23 protein-coding genes and 1 riboswitch are annotated in these 21,847 nt (G+C 61.3%); of the genes, 18 read left to right on the top strand and 5 right to left on the bottom strand.

The window, feature by feature from the left end:
* Nucleotides 1-559: 559 nt before the first annotated feature.
* Nucleotides 560-1,198 (bottom strand): two-component system response regulator NarL, encoded by a 639-nt coding sequence (narL, locus tag GWQ22_RS13575; protein WP_275930620.1) that lies wholly within the window; start codon nt 1,196-1,198, stop codon nt 560-562.
* Complete coding sequence (gene narQ, locus GWQ22_RS13570) at nt 1,198-2,910, bottom strand: nitrate/nitrite two-component system sensor histidine kinase NarQ (protein ID WP_042034617.1); 1,713 nt, start codon at nt 2,908-2,910, stop codon at nt 1,198-1,200. Before narQ ends, narL begins: the two co-directional genes overlap by 1 nt.
* Nucleotides 2,911-2,989: 79 nt before the next feature.
* A riboswitch (molybdenum cofactor riboswitch) is annotated at nt 2,990-3,129 on the top strand.
* Between narQ and moaA the strand changes: the two genes are divergently transcribed.
* The 16 genes from moaA (at nt 3,117) to GWQ22_RS13490 (ending at nt 16,261) form a co-directional block, all read left to right on the top strand.
* Nucleotides 3,117-4,112, top strand: a complete 996-nt coding sequence (gene moaA / locus GWQ22_RS13565; protein WP_042034657.1) for a GTP 3',8-cyclase MoaA — start codon at nt 3,117-3,119, stop codon at nt 4,110-4,112. It overlaps the preceding riboswitch by 13 nt.
* Before the next feature lie 239 nt (nt 4,113-4,351).
* Complete coding sequence (napF, locus tag GWQ22_RS13560) at nt 4,352-4,894, top strand: ferredoxin-type protein NapF (RefSeq protein WP_275930619.1); 543 nt, start codon at nt 4,352-4,354, stop codon at nt 4,892-4,894.
* 29 nt (nt 4,895-4,923) lie between these two features.
* Complete coding sequence (locus tag GWQ22_RS13555) at nt 4,924-5,187, top strand: chaperone NapD (protein ID WP_275930618.1); 264 nt, start codon at nt 4,924-4,926, stop codon at nt 5,185-5,187.
* A 76-nt stretch (nt 5,188-5,263) separates the two neighbouring features.
* A complete protein-coding gene (gene napA / locus GWQ22_RS13550; protein WP_275930617.1) occupies nt 5,264-7,753 on the top strand; it encodes a nitrate reductase catalytic subunit NapA in 2,490 nt (829 codons plus the stop codon).
* A 16-nt stretch (nt 7,754-7,769) separates the two neighbouring features.
* The gene (napG, locus tag GWQ22_RS13545) at nt 7,770-8,504 is read left to right on the top strand and encodes a ferredoxin-type protein NapG (protein ID WP_275930616.1); all 735 of its coding nucleotides are present in this window, start codon (nt 7,770-7,772) and stop codon (nt 8,502-8,504) included.
* Nucleotides 8,501-9,376: a quinol dehydrogenase ferredoxin subunit NapH gene (gene napH / locus GWQ22_RS13540; RefSeq protein ID WP_275930615.1), complete on the top strand. Its 876-nt coding sequence runs from the start codon at nt 8,501-8,503 to the stop codon at nt 9,374-9,376. Before napG ends, napH begins: the two co-directional genes overlap by 4 nt.
* Complete coding sequence (locus tag GWQ22_RS13535) at nt 9,376-9,831, top strand: nitrate reductase cytochrome c-type subunit (protein WP_108537435.1); 456 nt, start codon at nt 9,376-9,378, stop codon at nt 9,829-9,831. Before napH ends, GWQ22_RS13535 begins: the two co-directional genes overlap by 1 nt.
* A gap of 11 nt (nt 9,832-9,842) precedes the next feature.
* A complete protein-coding gene (locus tag GWQ22_RS13530) occupies nt 9,843-10,433 on the top strand; it encodes a cytochrome c3 family protein (protein ID WP_042034610.1) in 591 nt (196 codons plus the stop codon).
* 251 nt (nt 10,434-10,684) lie between these two features.
* On the top strand, nt 10,685-11,191 hold the full coding sequence (moaB, locus tag GWQ22_RS13525; RefSeq protein ID WP_042034609.1) for a molybdenum cofactor biosynthesis protein B: 507 nt from the start codon (nt 10,685-10,687) through the stop codon (nt 11,189-11,191).
* Nucleotides 11,192-11,241: 50 nt separating this feature from the next.
* Nucleotides 11,242-11,736 (top strand): cyclic pyranopterin monophosphate synthase MoaC, encoded by a 495-nt coding sequence (gene moaC / locus GWQ22_RS13520; RefSeq protein ID WP_275930614.1) that lies wholly within the window; start codon nt 11,242-11,244, stop codon nt 11,734-11,736.
* Entirely contained in the window at nt 11,733-11,978 is a 246-nt protein-coding gene (gene moaD, locus GWQ22_RS13515) for a molybdopterin synthase sulfur carrier subunit (RefSeq protein WP_108537438.1), read from the top strand. Before moaC ends, moaD begins: the two co-directional genes overlap by 4 nt.
* A gap of 100 nt (nt 11,979-12,078) precedes the next feature.
* Complete coding sequence (moaE, locus tag GWQ22_RS13510) at nt 12,079-12,552, top strand: molybdopterin synthase catalytic subunit MoaE (protein ID WP_275930613.1); 474 nt, start codon at nt 12,079-12,081, stop codon at nt 12,550-12,552.
* Nucleotides 12,553-12,641: 89 nt separating this feature from the next.
* Nucleotides 12,642-13,370, top strand: a complete 729-nt coding sequence (gene modA / locus GWQ22_RS13505; RefSeq protein WP_275930612.1) for a molybdate ABC transporter substrate-binding protein — start codon at nt 12,642-12,644, stop codon at nt 13,368-13,370.
* 222 nt (nt 13,371-13,592) lie between these two features.
* Nucleotides 13,593-14,273, top strand: a complete 681-nt coding sequence (modB, locus tag GWQ22_RS13500; protein ID WP_108537441.1) for a molybdate ABC transporter permease subunit — start codon at nt 13,593-13,595, stop codon at nt 14,271-14,273.
* Nucleotides 14,270-15,355 carry a molybdenum ABC transporter ATP-binding protein gene (gene modC, locus GWQ22_RS13495; protein ID WP_275930611.1) on the top strand — a complete coding sequence of 362 codons (1,086 nt, stop codon included), beginning with the start codon at nt 14,270-14,272 and terminating at the stop codon, nt 15,353-15,355. Before modB ends, modC begins: the two co-directional genes overlap by 4 nt.
* Nucleotides 15,356-15,484: 129 nt before the next feature.
* Nucleotides 15,485-16,261, top strand: coding sequence for an alpha/beta fold hydrolase (locus tag GWQ22_RS13490; RefSeq protein ID WP_275930610.1), 777 nt, complete (start codon nt 15,485-15,487; stop codon nt 16,259-16,261).
* A gap of 66 nt (nt 16,262-16,327) precedes the next feature.
* Here GWQ22_RS13490 and moeB read toward each other — a convergent pair whose 3' ends face one another.
* Nucleotides 16,328-17,083: a molybdopterin-synthase adenylyltransferase MoeB gene (gene moeB / locus GWQ22_RS13485; RefSeq protein WP_042034598.1), complete on the bottom strand. Its 756-nt coding sequence runs from the start codon at nt 17,081-17,083 to the stop codon at nt 16,328-16,330.
* The gene (gene moeA / locus GWQ22_RS13480) at nt 17,080-18,306 is read right to left on the bottom strand and encodes a molybdopterin molybdotransferase MoeA (RefSeq protein ID WP_275930609.1); all 1,227 of its coding nucleotides are present in this window, start codon (nt 18,304-18,306) and stop codon (nt 17,080-17,082) included. The genes moeB and moeA overlap by 4 nt, the downstream gene beginning before the upstream one ends.
* A gap of 308 nt (nt 18,307-18,614) precedes the next feature.
* Between moeA and folE the strand changes: the two genes are divergently transcribed.
* Nucleotides 18,615-19,271: a GTP cyclohydrolase I FolE gene (gene folE / locus GWQ22_RS13475; protein ID WP_042034596.1), complete on the top strand. Its 657-nt coding sequence runs from the start codon at nt 18,615-18,617 to the stop codon at nt 19,269-19,271.
* 327 nt (nt 19,272-19,598) lie between these two features.
* Here folE and GWQ22_RS13470 read toward each other — a convergent pair whose 3' ends face one another.
* Nucleotides 19,599-21,329, bottom strand: a complete 1,731-nt coding sequence (locus GWQ22_RS13470) for a formate--tetrahydrofolate ligase (protein ID WP_275930608.1) — start codon at nt 21,327-21,329, stop codon at nt 19,599-19,601.
* Nucleotides 21,330-21,395: 66 nt separating this feature from the next.
* Between GWQ22_RS13470 and GWQ22_RS13465 the strand changes: the two genes are divergently transcribed.
* The gene (locus GWQ22_RS13465; protein WP_042034594.1) at nt 21,396-21,833 is read left to right on the top strand and encodes a hypothetical protein; all 438 of its coding nucleotides are present in this window, start codon (nt 21,396-21,398) and stop codon (nt 21,831-21,833) included.
* Nucleotides 21,834-21,847: the final 14 nt, after the last annotated feature.

Here is a 21,847-nt window from a genome sequence, read left to right as displayed (position 1 = left end):
ACAACCAACTGGCGATGTTGTTTACGCTGGCGAATCTGTTTCGAGTGGACCAGATGATACGGGGATGGGATAGCTGCGTCCAAAATGCGAGGTAAGCCCCGAAAAAGGGGAATGATGGAGCAAAAAGTCAGATTTTGGAGTAAATACGTCCGAATTCTGGAGTAATGAAAATGTTAAACGTGAGCAGGCTGCTTATGATGAAGGTGCGATCCACTTGTTCGCACCTTCCCTTGCCCCTGGCGCGGCGGTTTGAGGGCGGGCAGATAGAAGTGTGTCGCTGCTATGGCGATACGGTGAGTCGGTGGGTGAATACCCTTTCCATACAAGCGTGATTGTGCGGGTCGCTCGTCTTGCTTGTTGTAGATACAAAGGGGGACGCGGCAGTCTCGGGCCGGCCGAGGTCCGTGCAAATAAGGAAAGCCCCGACGATGCGGGGCTTTGGTTTTTTCTCAATCTGGTCAAGGCATGGATATAGAACGAAACAAGACTCTTGTTGTTGCATGCGTTGAGCCATCTCTCCCGGCGCGCAGAACTGCAGCGCCTTGAGAGGGAAAGCGGGTTATTTGCGCTGTTCCAGGTACATGACGGCCGCTTCCACGCGGCTCTGGGCCTCGAGTTTCTTCAGCAGGCTTTTCACGTGAACCTTGACCGTGCCCTCGGAGATATGCAGTACGGAGGCGACCTGTTTGTTGGAGAGGCCCTTCGCAATCTCGCGCAGAATTTGCATCTCGCGACGGGTCAAGCTCTCCAGCTTCTGTTGCAGATGGTCCAGCTCGTAGATGTTCTCGAGGTAGGGGCGCAGCGGCTCGCTCAGGATCTGCTTGCCGGTCATCACGTCCGCCAGCTGGGCGAGTAGCATATCTGGCTCGGTATCCTTGAGCAGATAGCCATCGGCGCCGGCCTTGAGCAGGGCGACCACGTCCTGGCGGGCATCCGAGACGGTCAGGATCACCACCCGTGAGGTAACCTCTTCGGTGCGCAGCGCCTGGAGAGTATCCAGACCGGAGAGGCCTTTCATGTTGAGGTCGAGCAGGATCAGGTCCGGTTCTGACTCCTTGGCCATGGCGACGGCGTCGGTGCCGTTGGACGCCTCACCGACCACCTCTATGTTCTCTTCCAGGGCCAGCAGTTGCACAATCCCTTTGCGCATGAGGGGATGGTCATCCACGACCAGAACACTATATTTCATCTCGTCCATCAGGCATCTCTTGTTAGGCTGGTGGGAAAGGTCAGATGTACGCAGGTGCCTCTGGGCGGCTGCTCGCTGATGGTCAGCAGACCATGCAACTTGCTGGCGCGCTCATTCATGATGCTAAGGCCATAGTGGTTGACCGCTGAGCTTGCGATCCCTATTCCCACACCGTCATCTGAAATCTGAACCTGAATGTTACCATTGGCGAGCGTCTCACAGCTAACAGCAATCACTTGTGCGTTGGCATGTTTGATGGCGTTGAGCACTGCCTCACGGATCAGCTGCAGAATATGGATATGTTGGCCCGCCTCCAGATCCGTATCGGTCAGGCCGTAATGGAGCCCTATTTCGGCCTGGGTCTGTGGCTTGAGCTGTTCCAGCATGACCCTGATGGCTTCCCCCAGATTGGCGTCACCGATACTGAGACGGAAGGTGCCGAGCAGTTCACGCAGCTGGGTGTAAGCGCTGCTGAGCCCCTCGTCGATCTGCTGCATGGCGGCTTCTGTCTTGCCGGATTCCCCCTTGGCGAAGGCACGTTTGAGCAGGGTGGACTGAATCTTGAGATAGGAGAGCGCCTGGGCCAGCGAGTCATGCAGCTCGCGGGCGATGACGGCCCGCTCTTCCATCAGCAGCAGTCGCTGATGTTGCAACAGCGTCTGATCCTTGTGCAGCACCTGGGCCAGCAGCATGGAGAAGTTCTTCATCAGCCGCTCGTCTATGGGGTGGCTGCTGATCACGTCAAGCCGGCCGTACTCCTGCTCATCCATCTGCAGATGAAAGCTCACCATAGAGTCGAGATCGCCCGGCCAACCCTTGCGCCCCGTGATGTAGTCCGGCATGGCATTGTGTTCGAAGCGGGTCAGCCGTATATGGTCTATGTGCTGATGGGCCGCGGCCCGCTCCAGTAGCTTGAGCAGGGTGCGCCGACTCAGTGGCGCCGCATGCAGCTTCTGGGCTGTGCTGTAGAGGAAGGAGAGGGTGTCGTTGGCCTGCTGTAGCTTGGCGGTCTTCTCTTCCACCTTGCTCTCCAGCTCCCGATAGAGTTTGCCCAGCTCATCGGCCATGGTGACGAAGGCGCCGGACAACTCCCCCAGCTCGTTCTCGCAATGGGGGGGCAGGGTGAGATCGAACTCCTGGCGCTGGATCTGGCGGGCGCAATAGACCAGCTGGTTGAGCGGTGCCACCACCTGCTGGCGGGTAAACCGCACGGTAAACCAGGCGATGGTGATGATGGATAGCAGCCCCAGCCCTTCCGCCAGCGCCAGCATGCGCACCTTGAACTCCACGTGGTACTGCATCTGGTTGACGAAGTCGTCGATGGCCGCCACAAACTGCTCCGTGTTGTCGGTGTAGCGTCTGGGGGTGGCATTCTCGATGTGCTCGCGCATCACCTGCCATTGCAGCAGCACCTCGCCATAGGTACGGCGCAGGGAGGCGGGGGTGATCCAGCGCTGGGTCTCTTGCAACTCGGCGGCATGCAGCGTCTGTTCAAATTGATCGAGCCGTCCCAGCACAGGTTGGCCCTGCTCTATCTCGTAGGCCATACGGTAGGCCTGCATCCGCAGCGAACCCGACAGGTTGATCGCCTTGGCATCGGGCACCGAGTAGAACAGGGTCACCATGGCCACCAAGGCGATCAGGCTCGCCATGAACAGGATGAGTACCATGGAGCGTCCGATGGCGCTGCTGACCGAATGCACTTTGAACCACTTTTCCATCCCGATCGTCTTCCTTCGCATCAGACAATGACCCCACAAAGTAGCATGGGAGTGTACTCCAACTTGTGCTAGCATCGAAAAACTAGATGAACTCCGAGCTGTTTTGCCTAAGTCCTTGCGATAGGGGAAAACCGCCGTCAGCCGATGTTCGAGCTGAAAGGGTCAGGAAAGAAATGCCCTGGCCTCCCGTATTTGGAAAGGTGTTTATGTTGCCACTGCAAGATGGTTTTTCCCGTCGTTTTTACTATTTGCGCCTGTCGGTCACCGATGTGTGCAATTTTCGTTGTACCTACTGTTTGCCCGATGGCTATCGTCCCCCTGAAGGGAGCAAAGAGGGGCGCAATGCGTTTCTCTCTTTGGACGAGATCCGCCGCATTGTCTCAGGCTTCGCCGCCATGGGCACCCGCAAGGTGCGCCTGACCGGGGGTGAGCCTTCCCTGCGCCGGGATTTTACCGCCATCATAGAGACGGTGGCCAATACCCCAGGCATAGAGAAGGTGGCCATGACCACCAATGGCTACCGTTTGAAAGAGCGTGCCCAGGCGTGGTTCGATGCGGGTCTCACCGCCCTCAATGTCAGTGTCGACAGTCTCGACCCGCGCCAGTTTCACCAGATCACCGGTGAGAACAAGCTGGTAGAGGTGATGGAGGGGATCGCAGCGGCGCTGGCGGCCGGTTTCAAATCGGTGAAGATCAATGCGGTGCTGCTCAAGGGGCTCAACGACCACCAGCTGGATGCCTTTCTCGGCTGGATCAAACACAAGCCGATTGAGCTGCGCTTTATCGAGCTGATGCAGACCGGCGAGATGGATACCCTGTTTCGCGACCACCATGTGAGCGGCGAGCAGATCAAGCGGCGCCTGCTGGAGAGCGGCTGGGCGCAGCAGTTGCGGGGCAAGGATGATGGCCCGGCGCAGGTCTTCATGCACCCCGGCTCGCAGGGTAGGGTTGGTCTCATCATGCCCTACAGCAAGGATTTCTGTGCCGGTTGCAACCGACTGCGGGTCTCCTCCGCAGGCAAGCTGCATCTCTGCCTGTTCGGTGACAACGGGGTGGCGCTGCGAGACTTGCTGGCGGCAGACAACCAGCAGGATGCGCTGCAACAACGCATTCGTGCCGCGCTGGCGGGCAAGAGTGCCACCCACCGCCTCCATGAGGGGAATGCTGGCATGACCCCTCATCTCGCTTCCATCGGCGGCTAACCACAAAAAATCGCCAACGATTAAATAGCAATCCTCACATGGAGGTATTTTAACCGATACCTCCATTTTTATTGCGCTGCAAGGCTTTGATCTGGCGCAAGTCTCCCCCCTGTTTATCTCCCTAGTGGTATATCCCTGACCGTGTCAGGACCGCAATATACCCCCACTTTTATAATTGGTATCACAAATGCCAATCATGGACTCGCACTGCACCCTTCCTCACCATAACAGGAGTCAATATGCCGGATGAGATCGATCTTGCCCGCCGTGGCCTGTTTCGGGGACGACTGAGAACCGCCGAACCGCCGGTGCAGTTGCCCTGGTCAGTCAACTGGTCGGCATTTGTCGCTGACTGCACCCGTTGTGGTGACTGCCTGGCCGCCTGCCCTGAGCAGATCCTGGTGATTGGCGAGGGTGGTTTTCCGGTGGTCGATTTCCAGCGTGGCGAGTGCACCTTCTGCGCCGAGTGTGTCTCGGCCTGCAAGGTGCCGCTATTTCGCCCGACCAGCGAGTCTCCCTGGCACTACAAGGCCCATATCGAGGCCAACTGTCTGGCCAATGGTCAGGTGTTTTGCCAGCGCTGTCAGGACAGCTGCGAGCCCAATGCCATTCGCTTTATTCCGCAGCTGGGGCGCGTGCCCACCCCGACGGTCGAGCCGGATCGCTGTAACGGCTGCGGCGCCTGCGTGCGGGACTGTCCGGTTGGCAGTATCAAGGTCGATGGGCGAGGTGCCACATCTGGTGGTGCGGGCCAGCCCACCCTCAAGCAGGAGTCAGAATGAGTCAGGAATCGTGTGACACAGGAGCCAAAATGAACCAAGAGTTCCATGTATCGAGCCTGGTGGTGCTGACCCAGCCCCCCTTGCGCCATCAGCTCGCCGACCAGATTGGTGCCCTTGAAGGGGCCGAGATCCACGCCGTCAGTGAGACCGGCAAGCTGGTGGTGACCCTGGAAGGGCCCAGCCAGCGACCCATCATGGCAGCCATAGATGCGATCAATGCCATGCCGGGCGTGTTGTCCGCCGCCCTGATTTACCACCAGTTCGATGAGCTTGATGTCGAATGCAAAGAATAAAGCGCCATGAGGCTGAGCCTGAGCGGCTCGTCACAATGGCTGTCATTGATGTGATTAAGCAATGCGAGGAAATGTCATGAAGCTGAATCGACGCGACTTTATGAAGGCCAATGCGGTGGCTGCTGCCGCTGCCGTGGCCGGTGTCAGTGCCCCTGCGCTGGCGGCCAACCTGATCACCAGCACCGACAAGACCGCCATCACCTGGGACAAGGCCCCGTGCCGCTTCTGCGGTACCGGCTGTTCCGTGCTGGTGGGCTCCCAGAATGGGCGCGTCGTGGCGACCCAGGGTGATCCCGATGCGCCGGTCAACCGTGGCCTGAACTGCATCAAGGGCTACTTCCTGTCCAAGATCATGTATGGCCAGGACAGGCTGACCCAGCCCATGCTGCGGATGAAGAACGGCCAGTTCGACAAGGATGGCGACTTTGCTCCCATCAGCTGGGATCAGGCATTCGACATCATGGCCGAGAAGTTCAAGGCGACCCTGAAAGAGAAGGGGCCGACCGCCGTCGGCATGTTTGGCTCTGGCCAGTGGACTGTGTGGGAAGGCTATGCCGCGGCCAAGCTGATGAAGGCGGGTTTGCGGACCAACAATCTGGATCCCAATGCCCGTCACTGCATGGCCTCGGCCGTGGTTGGTTTCATGCGTACCTTCGGTATGGATGAGCCGATGGGCTGCTACGACGATATCGAACAGGCCGATGCCTTCGTGCTGTGGGGCTCCAACATGGCCGAGATGCACCCCATCCTCTGGTCGCGGATGTCTGATCGCCGTCTCTCCAACCCGGATGTGCAGGTGCACGTGCTCTCCACCTTCGAGCACCGCAGCTTCGAGCTGGCGGACAACGGCATGGTGTTCACCCCGCAGACCGATCTGGCGATCCTCAACTATGTCGCCAACTACATCATCCAGAACGACAAGGTGAACTGGGACTTCGTCAACAAGCACACAGTGTTCAAGAAGGGGGTCACCGACATCGGTTACGGCCTGCGCCCGACTGACCCGCTGCAGCAGAAAGCGAAGAACCCGGACAGCGGTGACGCCACTCCGATGACCTTCGAGGCGTTTGCCAAGTTCGTGGCAGACTACGATGTGGAGTCGGTCTCCAAGCTCTCCGGCGTCTCCAAAGAGAAGCTGGAGAAACTGGCCAAGATCTATGCTGACCCGAGCAAGAAGGTGGTCTCCTACTGGACCATGGGCTTCAACCAGCATACCCGCGGTGTCTGGGCCAACAACCTCTGTTACAACATCCACCTGCTCACCGGCAAGATCTCCGAGCCGGGTAATGGTCCTTTCTCCCTGACCGGTCAGCCTTCCGCTTGCGGTACCGCGCGCGAAGTGGGCACCTTTGCCCACCGTCTGCCAGCCGACATGGTGGTGACCGATCCCAAGCATCGTGCCATTGCCGAGAAGATCTGGAAACTGCCGGAAGGCACCATTCCCGACAAGGTGGGTTTCCACGCCGTGCTGCAAGATCGCATGCTCAAAGATGGCAAGCTCAATGCCTACTGGGTGATGTGCAACAACAACATGCAGGCCGGTCCCAACATGAATGCCGATCGCTTGCCTGGCTACCGCGATCCGCGCAACTTCATCGTGGTCTCCGACCCATACCCGACCGTCACCGCCCAGGCCGCTGACCTCATCCTGCCCACCGCCATGTGGGTGGAGAAAGAGGGGGCCTACGGCAACGCCGAGCGCCGCACCCAGTTCTGGCACCAGCAGGTGAAGGCGCCGGAAGGGGCCAAGTCCGATTTGTGGCAATTGATGGAGTTTTCCAAGCGCTTCAAGGTGGAAGAGGTATGGCCAAGCGATCTCATCGCCAAGATGCCGGAAGTAAAGGGCAAGACCCTGTTTGATGTGCTTTATGCCAACGGTCAGGTCGATCAGTTCCCGAAAGAGCAGAGCAAGGGCGTGCTCAACGACGAAGCGGATCACTTCGGCTTCTACGTCCAGAAGGGGCTGTTCGAGGAGTACGCCACCTTCGGCCGTGGCCACGGTCACGATCTGGCGCCGTTCGATCAGTACCACGAAGCACGTGGTCTGCGCTGGCCGGTCGTCGATGGCAAGGAGACCCTGTGGCGCTACCGCGAAGGGTTCGACCCTTATGTCAAAGTGGGCGAGGGGGTGCGCTTCTATGGCAAGCCCGATGGCAAGGCGGTCATCTTCGCTCTGCCGTTTGAGCCCGCTGCCGAGTCACCGGATCAAGAGTTCGATTTGTGGCTCTCCACCGGTCGGGTGCTGGAGCACTGGCACACGGGCACCATGACCCGTCGGGTGCCCGAGCTCTATCGCGCCTTCCCGGATGCGGTGCTGTTCATGCACCCGGACGATGCCAAGGCCCGTGGCGTGCGTCGTGGCGAAGAGGTGATTGTCTCCTCCCGCCGTGGCGAGGTGAAGACCCGGGTCGAGACCCGCGGCCGTAACCGTCCGCCCAAGGGGCTGGTGTTCATGCCCTTCTTTGACGCCAGCCAGCTGGTTAACAAGCTGACCCTGGACGCCACCGATCCGCTCTCCAAAGAGACGGATTACAAGAAGTGCGCCGTCAAGGTCGTCAAGGCATAAGGCGGGGGAGCGAGAGATGAGTCGTAGTCGTCGCCAGTTTCTGGCCGACATGGCTAAAGGGGCCTGCGGTGCGGGCCTGCTTGGTCTGGGGCTCGGTGGGGTGGCCCGCCAGCAGGCACAAGCGCTGCCTGCCCAGGCACTGCGTCCGCCCGCTGCCCTCGACGAGGCTGAGTTTCTCAGCGCCTGCGTGCGCTGTGGGCTCTGCGCCCAGGCCTGCCCCTACGACACCCTCAAGCTTGCCCGGCTGTTTGATCCGGTGACCACCGGCACCCCTTACTTCAAGGCGCGCGCCGTGCCGTGCGAGATGTGTGACGACATCCTGTGTGTGGTGGCTTGCCCGAGCGGGGCGCTGGATCAGCAGATGACTGATATCGATCAGGTGCGGATGGGGGTGGCAGTGCTCATCGATCACGAGACCTGCCTCAACTATCTGGGCCTGCGCTGCGATGTCTGTTATCGGGTCTGCCCCTTGATTGACAAGGCGATCACCCTTGATTTGCAGCATAACCAGCGCACCGGCAAGCACGCCATGTTTCTGCCCACGGTACACAGCGATGCCTGCACCGGCTGCGGCAAGTGCGAGCACGCCTGCGTGCTGGAGGAGTCTGCCATCAAGGTGGTGCCCCGCCAGCTCGCCAAGGGTGAACTGGGTCATCACTACCGGCTCGGCTGGGAAGAGAAGGCCAAGGCGGGCAAGTCGCTGATCGGTGAGCGGCTCACTCTGCCCACCCGCAAGCCGGAGGGGTTATGAGTCGTTATCCGGGAGCCGAGGCGCGGGCGAAGCTTGGCTGGTGGCGGTCACATCGCTTCCTGCTGCTGCGTCGGCTGAGTCAGTTTGGCGTGCTCGGGCTGTTCCTGCTGGGGCCGCTGGCGGGGATCTGGATCCTCAAAGGCAACCTCTCCAGCTCGCTGTTGCTGGAGACGGTGCCGCTGACCGATCCCCTGACGCTGTTGCAGTCGCTGGCGGCGGGCCATTGGCCCATCACCACCCTCTGGCTGGGGACGGCAGTGGTGCTGGCCGGTTACTGGCTGGTCGGGGGGCGGGTCTTCTGCTCCTGGGTCTGCCCGGTCAACCTCATCACGGATGCCGCCGCCTGGGCCAGGGCCCGGCTTGGTCTCAAGGGCAACGGTCAGTTCAACCGCAATACGCGCTACTGGCTGCTGGCCATGGTGCTGGTGGCCCCGGTCATCGCGGGCGTGCTGGTGTGGGAGCTGGTCAATCCGGTCTCGCTTACCCTGCGCGGTCTGCTGTTTGGTATGGGGGCGGGCTGGGCCCTGCTGGCGGCGCTCTTCCTGTTCGACCTCTTTGTGGTGGAGCGGGGCTGGTGTGGTCATCTCTGTCCGGTAGGGGCCTTCTATGCGCTGATCAACCGGGTCGGATTTATCAAGATTGCTGCCAAGGGGCGCGAGCGGTGTAGCAACTGCATGGATTGTTATGCGGTCTGTCCCGAGCGTCCCATTCTGCGCGGCCCCGTTCACGGTGCCAAGCGCGGTCACGGGCCCTTGATTGCGGCTCAGGAGTGTACCAATTGTGGCCGCTGCATCGATGTCTGCGCGGAACAAGTTTTTGAAATCACTGTAGGTTTTGCCGTCACGGCAGAAAAAACGTCGGAGAAAAAATAATGAAAAAGCTGATTGGAGCAATGCTGGCCTGCCTGATGGCGGGATCCTTGATGGCAGCAGCCCCCGAGATCACCAACAGTACCGGTGGGCTCAAGTCCGAGCGTGGCGCCACTGATCTGGTGACCGATGCCACTGCCGCGCCGCTGAAAAACTTTCGCAAGGATGGCGCCCCGTATGATCGTCAATACATGCACCAGCCACCGCTGATCCCCCACGACATCCGCAACTACGAGGTGGATACCAAGGTCAACAAGTGCCTGGCGTGCCACAGCTTTAAAAACGCCAGTGCCATGAAGGCCCCCAAGATCAGTCCGACTCACTTCGAGACCCGTGACGGCATGACCCTGGGTGACGTCTCGCCTCGTCGCTACTTCTGTCTGCAGTGCCACGTGCCGCAAGCGGATGCCAAGCCGTTGGTGGAGAATACCTTTAAGCCAGTTGAAGCGCTGAACTGAGGAATCCATAGATGAAATTACCCGGTTTTATCCAGCGTCTGTGGACCACTTTCAAGTCACCGTCAAAGGCAGCCCTTTGGGTGCTGCTGATGATGGGCTTTTTTGGCGGCGTGATTTTCTGGGGCGGCTTCAACACCGCCATGGAAGCGTCCAATACCGAGGCGTTCTGTACCGGCTGTCACGAGATGAAGGACAACGTGTTCGAGGAGTACCGCGACACTATCCACTACGCCAACCGCTCCGGCGTGCGGGCCAGTTGCCCCGATTGCCATGTGCCCCACGAGTGGAGCTACAAGATCATCCGCAAGGTGCAGGCCTCCAAGGAGCTGTGGGGCATGCTGACCGGCAAGGTGGATACCCCCGAGAAGTTCGAGAGCCACCGCCGCGAGATGGCCGAGCGGGAGTGGAAGCGCATGAAGGACACGGATTCGAGGGAGTGTCGCAACTGTCACAACTTCGAGTACATGGACTTCTCCCTGCAAGGCAAGCGAGGGGCGCAGATGCACTCCACCAGTCTGGCCAGTGGCGAGAGCACCTGTATCGACTGTCACAAGGGCATAGCTCACAAGCTGCCTGACATGACAGGGGTGAAGGGCTTCTAGGGTAGCCAGATCCAGGCCGGGCTTGCCCGGCCTGTTCATATTGCAGCCAGCCTAACCAAAACGGCATTTGTGTGTCCTTTTAATCCCCCCTCTGGCACGAGTTTTGGTAGAATCGGGCCGCCGTGAGTCGCAGCGAGTGACCATGTGGTAAGGGCCATGCCTGCGCATGGTATTGATCCCCCCAAATCAAGCGCTGCACACCAAGATCCGTCTTCTCTTTGCTCACGGTCCTTTGTTATCAGGAGCTGCCCATGGGACAGAACATGACCGCATTCATTCCCCTCAAGATCGCCGTGTTGACGGTCTCCGACAGTCGTACCAGCGCCAATGACAGTGCGGGCGACTATCTGGTCGCGGCCGTGACCGACGCCGGTCACCAGCTGGCCGATCGGGCACTGCTCGCCGACAACCTCTATCAAGTTCGCTCTCGAGTCAGCCAGTGGATCGCCGATGAGGGTATCCAGGTGGTGCTGGTCAATGGCGGCACGGGGTTTACCGATCAGAACTGGGTACCGGAGGCGGTCGGCGTCTTGTTTGACCGCACCGTCAAGGGCTTTGGCGAGCTGTTCCGTCAGCTCTCGTTTGCCGAGATCGACGGCTCGGCCATGCAGAGCCGTGCCCTGGCCGGGCTGGCCAACCGTACTCTGGTCTGCTGTCTGCCCGGTTCTCCCGGCGCCTGCCAGCTGGGCTGGGAGCAGCTGATCCGGGATCAACTCGATGCCCGTACCCAGCCCTGCAACTTCGTGACCCATCTCTGAGAGCACGAGCCATTGATCCCGGTACTATTTCAGCCTTCAAGGGGAGCGTGATGAACCTGACCCATCTCAACCAAAGCGGCGAAGCCCATATGGTGGACGTGACCGACAAGCAGGTCACCGAACGTGAGGCCCGCGCCGAGGCCTTCGTCGCCATGTCACCTGAAACCCTGGCGCTGATCCTTAGCGGTCAGCACCACAAGGGGGACGTGTTCGCCACCGCCCGCATTGCCGGCATCATGGCGGCCAAGAAAACGGCGGATCTTATCCCCCTCTGCCATCCGTTGGCCTTGACCAAGGTGGAGGTGGAGATAGTGCCGCTGCCCGAACAGCATCGGGTTCATATCCGTACCCTCTGCAAACTCTCCGGCAAGACAGGGGTGGAGATGGAGGCGCTGACCGCGGCCTCGGTGGCGGCGTTGACCATCTACGACATGTGCAAGGCGGTGCAAAAAGACATGGTGATCGAGCAGGTGCGACTGGTGGAGAAAAAGGGCGGCAAGTCCGGTCATTTCCAACTGGGGTCAAATAGCGGGGAGCAATCATGATCAAGGTACTGTTTTTTGCGCAAGTAAGAGAGCTGGTGGCCTGTGATGAGCTCTGCCTGCCGTGCGATTACGCCACCGCCGAGCAGCTGCGCTGCGACTTAAGTGAGCGCGGCGACAAGTGGGCACTGGCCCTTGAGGCGGGCAAACTGCTGGTGGCGGTCAACCAGACGCTGGTGCCCCTCGATACCCCCATCAACGATGGCGATGAGGTTGCCTTCTTCCCACCGGTGACCGGAGGCTGAGAATGAATGAGATAATGACCGTGGATCGTACCACTGAGCTGTGCGATGGCGATGAAGTGGCCTTCTTCCCTTTCCCTCCAGTAACGACCGGAGGTTAAAGATGAGCGACGTAACCATCACAGATCGCATTCTGGTGCAGCGGGAGGACTTCTCGCTGGCGGACGAATATGCCCGCCTCGCCACCCGCCCAGACAGTGGCGCCATCGTCACCTTCGTTGGCAAGGTGCGTGACTTCAATCAGGAGGAGGCGGTGAAGGGGCTGGCCCTCGAGCACTACCCCGGTATGACCGAGAAGGCGCTGGCCGATATCGTGCAGGAGGCCCGCGAGCGCTGGCCGCTGCAGGAGTGCACCCTGATCCACCGCATCGGCGAGCTGTGGCTTGGCGATCAGATTGTGCTGGTGGCGGTGAGCAGTGCCCACCGCGATGCGGCGTTTGATGCCTGTCACTTCATCATGGATTTCTTGAAAACCCGGGCACCGTTCTGGAAAAAAGAGCTGACCGCCGAGGGCGTGCAACGCTGGGTCGAGGCCAAGGAGAGTGACAACACGGCTGCCGACCGCTGGAAAGTGTGACCTGTACATCGTGAGGGGGGCGGGTTCAACGGGAACCTTGGCCCCTTTTTCGGGCCTGGTGAGACCAGACCCACATCAGGAGGAAGGGAATGAAACCGCAGTTATCTGTTGTCATGGCAGGCGTCTGTGCGATGGCGCTGCACACCACTGCCGTGCAGGCTGATGAGGTGAAGGTGGCCGTGGCCGCCAACTTCAAGGGCACCATGGAGCGCATTGGCAAGGAGTTCACTGCCAAGACCGGCCACACGCTGGCCATCTCTTCCGCCGCCACCGGGGTGCTCTACACCCAGATTAGCCACGGCGCGCCGTTCGATATCTTCCTCTCCGCCGATGTGGCCACCCCCGAGAAGCTGGAAAAAGCGGGCAAGGGCAGCGATCGTTTCACCTACGCCATTGGTCAGCTGGGGCTGTGGCAGAAGGGTGGCCCGGCCCCTGACGAGGCGACACTGCGCAACTGGAAAGGCAACCTCGCCCTCGCCAATGCCCGCACCGCCCCTTATGGCGCAGCTGCCATGGCGACCCTGGCGAGCCTCAAGATCGATCCCAAGCAGTACCGGCTGCTGACCGGTGCCAACATCGGCCAGACCTGGCAATTTGTCGATACCGGCAACGCCGAGCTGGGTTTTGTGGCTTGGGCCAACCTGGTGGACGCCGGTAAAACCGGCGAGGCCTGGGCTGTGCCGGACACACTCTACCCGGCCATCGAACAGCAGGGGCTGGTGCTGAAGAAGGGGGCCGCCGTCGAGGCGCTGGTCGCCTGGCTCAAGGGGCCGGCTCAGGCGCAGATCAAGGCCGCTGGCTATGCCCTGCCCCAATGAGGGCATGAGCCTATGCGTAGCCATGAGTGGTCGGCCTTAGGGTCGACCACTCTTTGCAATGAGGATGCACACCATGCCGTTGGCTGATTTCAACCGGGAGCGTGGCGATGAGTATTGAAAGAGGTCTGCTGGCAATGACTTGTCTAACTCGGGATCTGCTCTACCGGGAGGTCGGCTCATTCGCAGTGTCTGGTGCTGGACTTGGCGTTGGGAGTGAGCCCGATGAGTGAAGGGGATCTGCTGGCCATCTGGCTCACCCTGAAGCTGGCGGCCAGTACCACCGGCATTCTCTTGCTGTTGTCGCCGCCGCTGGCCTGGTGGCTGTCGCGCAGTCAGAACCGGCTGCGCCCCTTGGTGGAGGCGCTGGTGGCATTGCCGCTGGTGTTGCCCCCCACTGTGCTGGGGTTTTATCTGCTGCTCGCCTTCTCCCCTGAATATGGCTTCGGCGCTTGGTGGCGGGACACCTTCGGCGCCCCGCTCGCCTTCAGCTTTTTCGGCTTGCTGCTGGCCTCCATCCTCTATTCGCTGCCGTTTGTGGTACAACCGCTCACTTCTGCCTTCGTCAACATGGGCAATAAGGAGCTGGAAGCTGCATCCACGCTGGGGCTCGGGCCGCTGGAGCGCTTTTTTCAGATCATTTTGCCTATGACCCTGCCCAGCTTTGTGATGGCGGCGGCGCTTGGCTTTGCCCACACCCTGGGGGAGTTTGGCGTGGTGCTGATGATTGGCGGCAATATCCCGGGGGAAACTCAGGTGCTCTCCATCGCCCTGTTTGATCATGTGGAGGCGATGGATTACCAAAACGCCCATATTCTGGCGGGCGGCCTGATGGGTTTCTCGCTGGTGATGCTGGTGCTGGTCTACGGGGTGTTGCAGCGCAGGCAGCGGAGACTGTTCGGATGAACCAGCCAGCCACTATGGCGCAGGGCAATTTCCTGAACCTCACGACCCGGCGCGCGTTCGGCCCCTTTACCCTCGATTGTGCACTGACGCTCGAGCTGGGGGGGATTATCGGTCTGTTTGGCCCCTCTGGCTGCGGCAAGAGTACCCTGCTGCGCATCATCGCCGGGCTCGATCGCCAAAGCGGGGATCGCATGCGCTGGCGCGGGCGGGAGTGCGCAGTGCTGCTACCCGAAGCGCGCCGTATCGGGCTGGTGTTTCAGGATTCGCGGCTCTTCCCTCATCTGACGGTGCTCGGCAATCTGCAACTGGCGGCCCGCAAGGGGCGAGGGGGCTGGCAACCCGAAGTGCTGGCCGCGCGGCTCGGCTTTGCCGATCTGTTGGGGCAGCCAGCCCATGGCCTCTCCGGTGGTCAACGTCAGCGGGTAGCGCTGGCTCGGGCTCTGCTGGCGGAGCCCGATCTGCTGCTGCTCGATGAGCCCTTCTCTGCGCTGGACAGGCGTAGCCGCATCCATCAGGCCCATGTGCTCAAGGGATTGCAGCAGGAGAGTGGTATGCCGATGATCTTCGTCAGCCACGCCATGGAGGAGGTGAGTTTGCTGTGCGATCAGCTGGTGCTGCTGGCGGGGGGCCGGGTAGAGGCGCAGGGGCGGCCGAGCGAGATCTTCGCCCGCACCGATCTCTCGCTCGCCAGTCGTGACGATGCCGGGGTGATGCTGGATGCCACTTTGGCCCACTACGATGATGACGAGCAGATGGCGACCCTGCTGCTCGGCGAGCAGCGTCTGCGGGTCACCATGACCCATGTGCCGGATGAGTGCGGCTCCTTGCAGATCAAGGTGGCGGGGCGAGACGTGGTGATCGCCACCGCCCCCATCGAGCACTCCAGCCTCTCCAACTGCCTCGTCACGCGCTTGCTTGCGGTGCACGAGGTGCGCCCCGGCCAGACCCTGTTGCAGTTGGCGCTGGGTGAGCAGATACTGCTGGCCCGGATCACCAGCCGCTCCGCCAAGCGCCTGGCGTTGGCGCCCGAGCAGCAGATATATGCCTATATCAAGGCGGTCAGTCTGGTCAGCGAGGGCTGAGTCTGCGTCGTTCTGATACATTGTGGTGCGACATGCCCGGCGGGTGCCGGGGTGTGCCCGCAAGCGGGTTGGTTACAATCGGGATAAACAAGGCATGGTTCAGACGATGAGTCGAGAGGCAATGAGCTGATGCGTCGCAATCAGGTGATGAAATCCAACGGTCTTGCCCTGCGCAGTGCGGGGGAGGGCCCCTTGCTGTTGCTGTTGCACGGGCTGGGCTCCTCCAGTCTCGACTGGCAGGCGCAGATCGAACGTTTTTCCGATCATTACCGGGTGGTGGCCCTTGACCTGCGCGGCCACGGCCAGAGCATGCAGGAGGGGCCATTCGACGTGGCCACCCTGGCCGCCGACGTGGTGAACTGGCTCGATGAGCAGCCGGAGCCTGCCTGGGTGGTGGGCTTGTCGCTGGGGGGCATGGTAGCGCTGGAGCTGGCCTTGCAACTTCCTCACAAGGTGCGAGGTCTGGTACTGGTCAACGGCGTCAGCGAGTTTCTGCTGGACACGCCGAAGGAGCAGGAGCGTTACGCCCAGCGCCTCAAGTGGCTGCGCTGGTTTGGCATGCGCCCGCTTGCCTGGTGGCTCGGTCGCGAGCTCTTCCCGGGCCCGGATCTCGCCCGGGTGCGCCACACCTTCCGGCTGCGCTTCGTGCGCAACCGGAAGCGGGTCTACAAGGCGCTGCTCGATGCCTTGCCCGGCTGGTCGGTGCGCGCCCGGCTCGGCGCTATCTGGCAGCCGGTGGCCATCATCTCCACCAGTCACGACTACCTGCCGCTCGCCAAGCGAGTAGAGCAGTTTGCTGCCCTGCCCAACGCCACCATCCACACCCCCAACGGCCACCACGCCTGGCCGGCAGAAGATCCCTCAGGGTTCAATCATTTGCTGCAGCGGATCCTCACCACCCACTGAATGCGGGTCGGGGATACAAAAAAGCCGAACCAGCAGGTTCGGCTTTTTTGTGGGTATCGCTCGGGTTCAAGGATGGGAGCAAACCGGGCAGTCGGGGCGCTTGGGCAGCTTCATCTCGCGAAAGGTACCGGTGAGGCCATCGATCATCAAGAGGCGGCCGCTATAGCTACGTCCCGTGGCTGCCAGCAATTTTATCGCCTCCAGCGCCTGCAGGCTGCCCACCAGACCCACCACGGGGGCGAGCACACCTGCCTCGACGCAGGTAAGGGCCTGCTCGCCAAACAGGGCGCTGAGGCAGGCGTAGCAGGGCTCATCCTCCTGCCAGGTGAAGCTGCACAGCTGTCCCTCCAGCCGGATGGCGGCGCCGCTGACCAGGGGCACCCTGTGTTTGCGCGCGTATTGGTTGAGCAGATTGCGGATGGTCAGGTTGTCGGTACAGTCGAGCACCAGCTGATGACGAGGTAGCAGGGCATCGAGCTGCGCCTCGTCGGCCATGGCGGCATGGGTCTCCACCTTGAGCCAGGGATTGAGCGCGCGCAGCGACTGGGCGGCAGAGTCCACCTTGTACTGGCCGATGCGCTCATCCGTGTGCAGCACCTGACGTTGCAGGTTGGAGAGCTCCACCTTGTCAAAATCCACCAGGGTGAGTTGGCCAATACCGGCCACCGCCAGATACTGGCTGGCGGCGCAGCCAAGGCCCCCGGCACCGATCACCAGCACCTTGGCCTGCTTGAGCGCCTCCTGTCCCTCGAAGTCGAAGGATTTGAGGATGATTTGGCGGTTGTAGCGCAAGAGCTCGGCATCCGAGAGAATGTCGCTCACAGCAGTAATCCCCCGAATGGTTCGACGGTGACTGTTTCGCCCGCAGCAACGCGGCCCCGCTCACGTTCGAGAATGATGTAGCAGTTGGCCCGCGACAGTGAGCTGAACACGGCGGAATCCTGGGATCCTGTGCTGCGCACCTCGAGGCCGTCTGGCCCCAGGCGCAAGATGCCGCGCTGAAAGTCGAGTCGACCCGGCGCTTTTTTCAGGGGCTCGCTAGCGATGGCCTGCAGTTGCAGCGGTCGTTCGAACTGCTGCCCGGCCAGTTTGGCCAGCGCAGGTTGCACCAGCTGATCGAAGGTGACCATGGCGGAGACAGGGTTGCCCGGCAGGCCGAAGAACCAGGCGTTGGGCAGGCGGCCGAAGGCGAATGGCTTGCCTGGCTTGATGGCGAGCTTCCAGAAGCCGATCTCGCCGAGTTCCTCAAGCAACTGCTTGGTGAAGTCTGCCTCACCGACCGAGACGCCTCCCGTGGTGATGAGGGCATCGGCCTCACGGTCGGCCTGCTGGAAGGCGGCGCGCAGTTGCGCGGGGTCGTCCGGTATGATGCCAAGGTCGAGGCACTCACAGCCAAGGCGCGCCAGCATGGCCTTGACCCCGTAGCGGTTGGAGTCATAGATGTCGCCGTGGGCGAGCGGTGTGCCGACCGGTTTGAGCTCGTCCCCCGTGCTGAAGATGGCTACTCTCAGCGGGCGGCGCACCGGCATGGTGGCGATGCCGAGGGATGCCAGCAGCGGTAGCTCGCGGGGGGTGAGCCGGGTACCGGCGCAGAGCACGCTGGCCCCCTCGCGGATATCTTCGCCGCGGCGGCGGATATTCTGGCCCGGAATGGGCGGTACCAGAAAGGCGATCTTGTCACCGTCGGCCCGGGTTTCCTCCTGCATCACCACAGCGTCTGTGCCCTCTGGCACGGGCGCGCCCGTCATGATCCGCACACAGTGGCCCGCCGGCCACTCTCCCTGATAGGGCTGCCCGGCGAAGGCTTTGCCTGCCATGATGAGCGGGGTGCCGGTTGCGAGATCGGCGAGCCGTACGGCGTAACCGTCCATGGCGGCGTTGTCGAACGGAGGCACTGACAAGGGGGAGGCGATATCTGCTGCGAGCACCCGGCCAAGGGCGTGGGGCAGGGGAACTTGCTCGGTGTCGCAGCAGCAGGCGAGTTGGTCCAGCATCCCTTGCAGGGCATCGCTCAGGGGGAGTAGTCCGCTGGTATCAAATCCCATCGTCATTACCTCTTTGGTGTGGTTGAAGGCAGATTATCCCAAAAATCACCGTGGATGGGCAGGCTTATCAGGGGCTGATACCACGCTGCCTGGCACCGGGGATGGCGGAAGATGACTTGTTTGTTGCAACCCTCCCCGTATGGGGGCGGCCATCAAGGGGCAAAACCCGACGGATTGGCATAAAGTCAGGTGGCGGACTTGAGTTAGCTTGAATTATGGCAATAATCGCCGTTTACTATTGCGCCACAACAAAGTGCCGTCACAGACAAGGCGGCCATCACAGTTAATGAGCGTGGGAGAGGAACAAGATGACGAGCTTAAGCCAGGAAGCCCTGTTGGTCAGGGCAGCCCTCGAGACCGAGGGCCTCGAGACACCTCTGGTGGCCAATACGTTGAATGGTCAGCAGAAGAAAGAGAAGATCGAAGGCCACATGCGCGCCATCATGGAGACGCTGGGGCTGGATCTGACTGATGACAGCCTGGCGGAGACGCCGCACCGCATCGCCAAGATGTACGTGAACGAGATCTTCTCCGGCCTCGATTACAGCACCTTCCCCAAGGTGACTGTCATCGAGAACAAGATGAAGGTGGACGAGATGATCATGGTGCGGGATATCAGCCTCACCAGCACCTGTGAACACCACTTCGTCACTATCGATGGACAGGCCCACGTGGCCTATATCCCCCGTGGCAAGGTGATCGGGCTGTCGAAAATCAACCGCATCGTGCAGTTTTTCGCCCGCCGTCCCCAGGTGCAAGAGCGGCTCACCCAGCAGATCTTGCTGGCGTTGCAGACCCTGCTCGGCACCAAAGATGTGGCCATCAGCATCAAGGCGACCCACTTCTGCGTGAAGGCGCGTGGGGTGATGGATTCCACCTCCTATACCACGACCACCTCTCTCGGTGGCGTGTTCAAGACCCAGCCCGACACCCGTGCGGAGTTTCTGGGCGGCCTGAAAGGCTGATCTGTCAGGAGGCATGCCGTAATGGCGGTATGCCTCCTTTCTTCCTCCTTACCTCTTTTGTTCATGGGGCCCGTCGGCCATCTCTCCTGTGTCATCCGTCAATGTCCTTCAGGGATTGACCTGTGCGGTCAACCCGTGATTGAACGGGTGATCGCTGTCATAACACAAGGCCCCGCCAATTGGCGGGGCCTTGTCGTGTCTGACGATCTTGAGCGTGGAGGCTCAACCCGATTATCTCGCCCTCCTCGTTGATATCGATATGGCTATAACCGGTGGCAGGCTGCCGGGGTGGTGACTTGGCCTACTGCTGCCAGTCACCATCCTCCATCAGCTCAGTCCGACGATCTCGCCGTCATCATCGATGTCGATATGACGGTAGGCTGGCAGGCTGCCGAGCCCCGGCATTGTCATGATGGGACCTGCCAGCGCATAGACAAAACCGGCGCCAGCGCACAACCTCACCTCGTCGATGGGCACCTCGAAATCAGTCGGTACTCCCTTCCTAGCGGGATCATGACTGATGGAGAGCGGCGTCTTGGCCATGCAGATGGGCAGGTGATCCCAGCCTGCGCGCGAGAGCGCCGCCAGCTGTCGGCGTGCCTTGTCAGAGAGCAGGACACCGCGCCCGCCATAGCCGCACTCCACCAGGGTGGTGAGCTTGGCACACAGGCTCATCTCATCGGGATAGAGCAGCTGGATTTGGCTTGGCATCTCGCAGGCGGCGACCACGGCCCTGGCCAGTTCGCTGGCACCCGCGCCCCCTTGCGTGAAGGCGTGGGAGATGGCCGTGCCACAGGCACCGGCCCGCAGTGCCTCGCGCATCAGTAGCGCCAGCTCGGCCTGGCTATCGGTGGGGAAGCGGTTGACCGCTACCACCACGGGTACGCCATAGCGGCGGGCATTGTTGATATGCCAGGCGAGATTGGAGCACCCCTGCTCAAGGGTGGGCAAGTCCTCCTCCAGCAGGCTCTCGGGAAGGGGCTGGCCGGGGCGGATGTCGAGCAGGCCGCTGTTGGCCTTGAGGCCGCGCACCGTCGCCACCAGCACCACGCAGGCCGGTGTGATACCGGACTGGCGGCTCTTGATGTTGAAGAACTTCTCCAGCCCCATGTCGGAGCCAAAACCCGCCTCTGTCACCACATAGTCGGTCAGTTGCAACGCCATACGATCGGCGATCACCGAGGAGTTGCCGTGGGCTATGTTGGCAAAGGGGCCCGCGTGCACCAGCACCGGGGTCTGCTCCGTGGTCTGCATCAGGGTCGGTTGCAGCGCGTCTTTGAGCAGCACCGTCATGGCGCCCGCGACTTCCAGCTGCTCGGCGGTGATGGGGTTGCCCTGGTTATCGAGGGCCAGCTGGATGCGACCGATGCGGGTGCGCAAGTCTTTCAGGTCGCTGGCCAGCGCCAGAATGGCCATCAGCTCGGAGGCGGCCGTGATGACGAAACGATCCGTGCGCTCCACCCCATCGCCCGGGCCACCCTGACCGATGCTGAGGTGGCGCAGGGCGCGGTCGTTCATGTCGAGGGTACGCGGCCAGAGGATGTTGGCAGGGTCGATGTCTAGCCGCGGTAAACCGGTTCTGGCGGTGAACTCATCGCCCAGTTTCTGCTCGTGAAACAAGCGGGCATCCAGCGCGGCGGCGGCCAGGTTGTGGGCGGCGGTGAGGGCGTGAAAATCGCCGGTCAGGTGCAGGTTCATCTCCTCCATCGGCACCACCTGGGCATGGCCCCCCCCGGCGGCGCCGCCCTTGACCCCGAATACCGGGCCGAGACTCGGCTGGCGTATGGTGGCGATGCTGGGCTGGCCTATGTGGTTGAGCCCCATGGAGAGGCCGAGGGTAGTGACCGTCTTGCCCTCGCCGAGGGGCGTCGGGGTGATGGCGCTCACCAGTACCAGCTTGCCCGCCTTGCCAGCAGGTTGGTTGAGCAGGCCGAGGCTGAGCTTGCCCTTGTAGTGACCGTGAGGACTGAGCAGGTGAGCCGGGATGCACAAGCGTTCGGCCAGCACCTGGATGGGAAGACGGGGGGACTGGCGGGAGATCTCGATATCGCTTAGCATCAGCACCTCGTTGGCATGTCAGGTCAAATATGCGGCGCAGTCTAGTGGAATCAACAGGGTTATCCAATGAGTAATAACATTTTATCCGGCAGTCGTGAGCTGCATCTAACGCCCATACTGCTGGATCTCAACGCCCTCTACCACCCGCCCAAGCGGCCGCTCACCGCCCTTGGCATCGTCAGCGCCTTCATGCCGCTGTTCGGTTATGGCTGGCAGGCGATGATCCAGGATCCCGAGACCCACTTTCGTCACGAACTGGGCAAACGCATCAACAAACACAAGACGGATGAGGCCAATCTCATCCTGATATTGCAGCTGGCCGGCATGCTCGATTGTCACTGCCTGCACATCAGGCTGCCCTATGTCTTGAGCGAAGAGCAAATTGCCACCTTGCGGCGCCGCCTGCCTCGCTGGCAAATAATGCAGACCGATCAGCTGTTGGTGGCCGAACTGCCGCAGCCAGCCGAACCTGGGTCGCCACCGTCTGGTGCCTCCACATCATAAATCCCGGCTCGGGC

Source organism: Aeromonas sp. 1HA1 (assembly GCF_029237385.1).
GTDB classification, from domain to species: Bacteria; Pseudomonadota; Gammaproteobacteria; order Enterobacterales; family Aeromonadaceae; genus Aeromonas; species Aeromonas popoffii.
Note: the sequence above shows the minus strand (reverse complement) of the source record. Positions and strands in the feature narration are given on the sequence as shown.

Excerpts from the sequence above, each read along its gene's own strand:
- narL (WP_275930620.1), bottom strand. The coding sequence starts at position 1,198 with ATGGACGAGATGAAATATAGTGTTCTGGTCGTGGATGACCATCCCCTC.
- napA (WP_275930617.1), top strand. The coding sequence starts at position 5,264 with ATGAAGCTGAATCGACGCGACTTTATGAAGGCCAATGCGGTGGCTGCT.
- modB (WP_108537441.1), top strand. The coding sequence starts at position 13,593 with ATGAGTGAAGGGGATCTGCTGGCCATCTGGCTCACCCTGAAGCTGGCG.
- modC (WP_275930611.1), top strand. The coding sequence starts at position 14,270 with ATGAACCAGCCAGCCACTATGGCGCAGGGCAATTTCCTGAACCTCACG.
- moaA (WP_042034657.1), top strand. The coding sequence starts at position 3,117 with ATGTTGCCACTGCAAGATGGTTTTTCCCGTCGTTTTTACTATTTGCGC.
- GWQ22_RS13555 (WP_275930618.1), top strand. The coding sequence starts at position 4,924 with ATGAACCAAGAGTTCCATGTATCGAGCCTGGTGGTGCTGACCCAGCCC.
- napH (WP_275930615.1), top strand. The coding sequence starts at position 8,501 with ATGAGTCGTTATCCGGGAGCCGAGGCGCGGGCGAAGCTTGGCTGGTGG.
- GWQ22_RS13465 (WP_042034594.1), top strand. The coding sequence starts at position 21,396 with ATGAGTAATAACATTTTATCCGGCAGTCGTGAGCTGCATCTAACGCCC.
- modA (WP_275930612.1), top strand. The coding sequence starts at position 12,642 with ATGAAACCGCAGTTATCTGTTGTCATGGCAGGCGTCTGTGCGATGGCG.
- moaC (WP_275930614.1), top strand. The coding sequence starts at position 11,242 with ATGAACCTGACCCATCTCAACCAAAGCGGCGAAGCCCATATGGTGGAC.
- moeA (WP_275930609.1), bottom strand. The coding sequence starts at position 18,306 with ATGGGATTTGATACCAGCGGACTACTCCCCCTGAGCGATGCCCTGCAA.
- narQ (WP_042034617.1), bottom strand. The coding sequence starts at position 2,910 with ATGGAAAAGTGGTTCAAAGTGCATTCGGTCAGCAGCGCCATCGGACGC.
- GWQ22_RS13535 (WP_108537435.1), top strand. The coding sequence starts at position 9,376 with ATGAAAAAGCTGATTGGAGCAATGCTGGCCTGCCTGATGGCGGGATCC.
- moaE (WP_275930613.1), top strand. The coding sequence starts at position 12,079 with ATGAGCGACGTAACCATCACAGATCGCATTCTGGTGCAGCGGGAGGAC.
- folE (WP_042034596.1), top strand. The coding sequence starts at position 18,615 with ATGACGAGCTTAAGCCAGGAAGCCCTGTTGGTCAGGGCAGCCCTCGAG.
- GWQ22_RS13530 (WP_042034610.1), top strand. The coding sequence starts at position 9,843 with ATGAAATTACCCGGTTTTATCCAGCGTCTGTGGACCACTTTCAAGTCA.
- GWQ22_RS13470 (WP_275930608.1), bottom strand. The coding sequence starts at position 21,329 with ATGCTAAGCGATATCGAGATCTCCCGCCAGTCCCCCCGTCTTCCCATC.
- moaB (WP_042034609.1), top strand. The coding sequence starts at position 10,685 with ATGGGACAGAACATGACCGCATTCATTCCCCTCAAGATCGCCGTGTTG.
- napF (WP_275930619.1), top strand. The coding sequence starts at position 4,352 with ATGCCGGATGAGATCGATCTTGCCCGCCGTGGCCTGTTTCGGGGACGA.
- napG (WP_275930616.1), top strand. The coding sequence starts at position 7,770 with ATGAGTCGTAGTCGTCGCCAGTTTCTGGCCGACATGGCTAAAGGGGCC.
- GWQ22_RS13490 (WP_275930610.1), top strand. The coding sequence starts at position 15,485 with ATGCGTCGCAATCAGGTGATGAAATCCAACGGTCTTGCCCTGCGCAGT.
- moaD (WP_108537438.1), top strand. The coding sequence starts at position 11,733 with ATGATCAAGGTACTGTTTTTTGCGCAAGTAAGAGAGCTGGTGGCCTGT.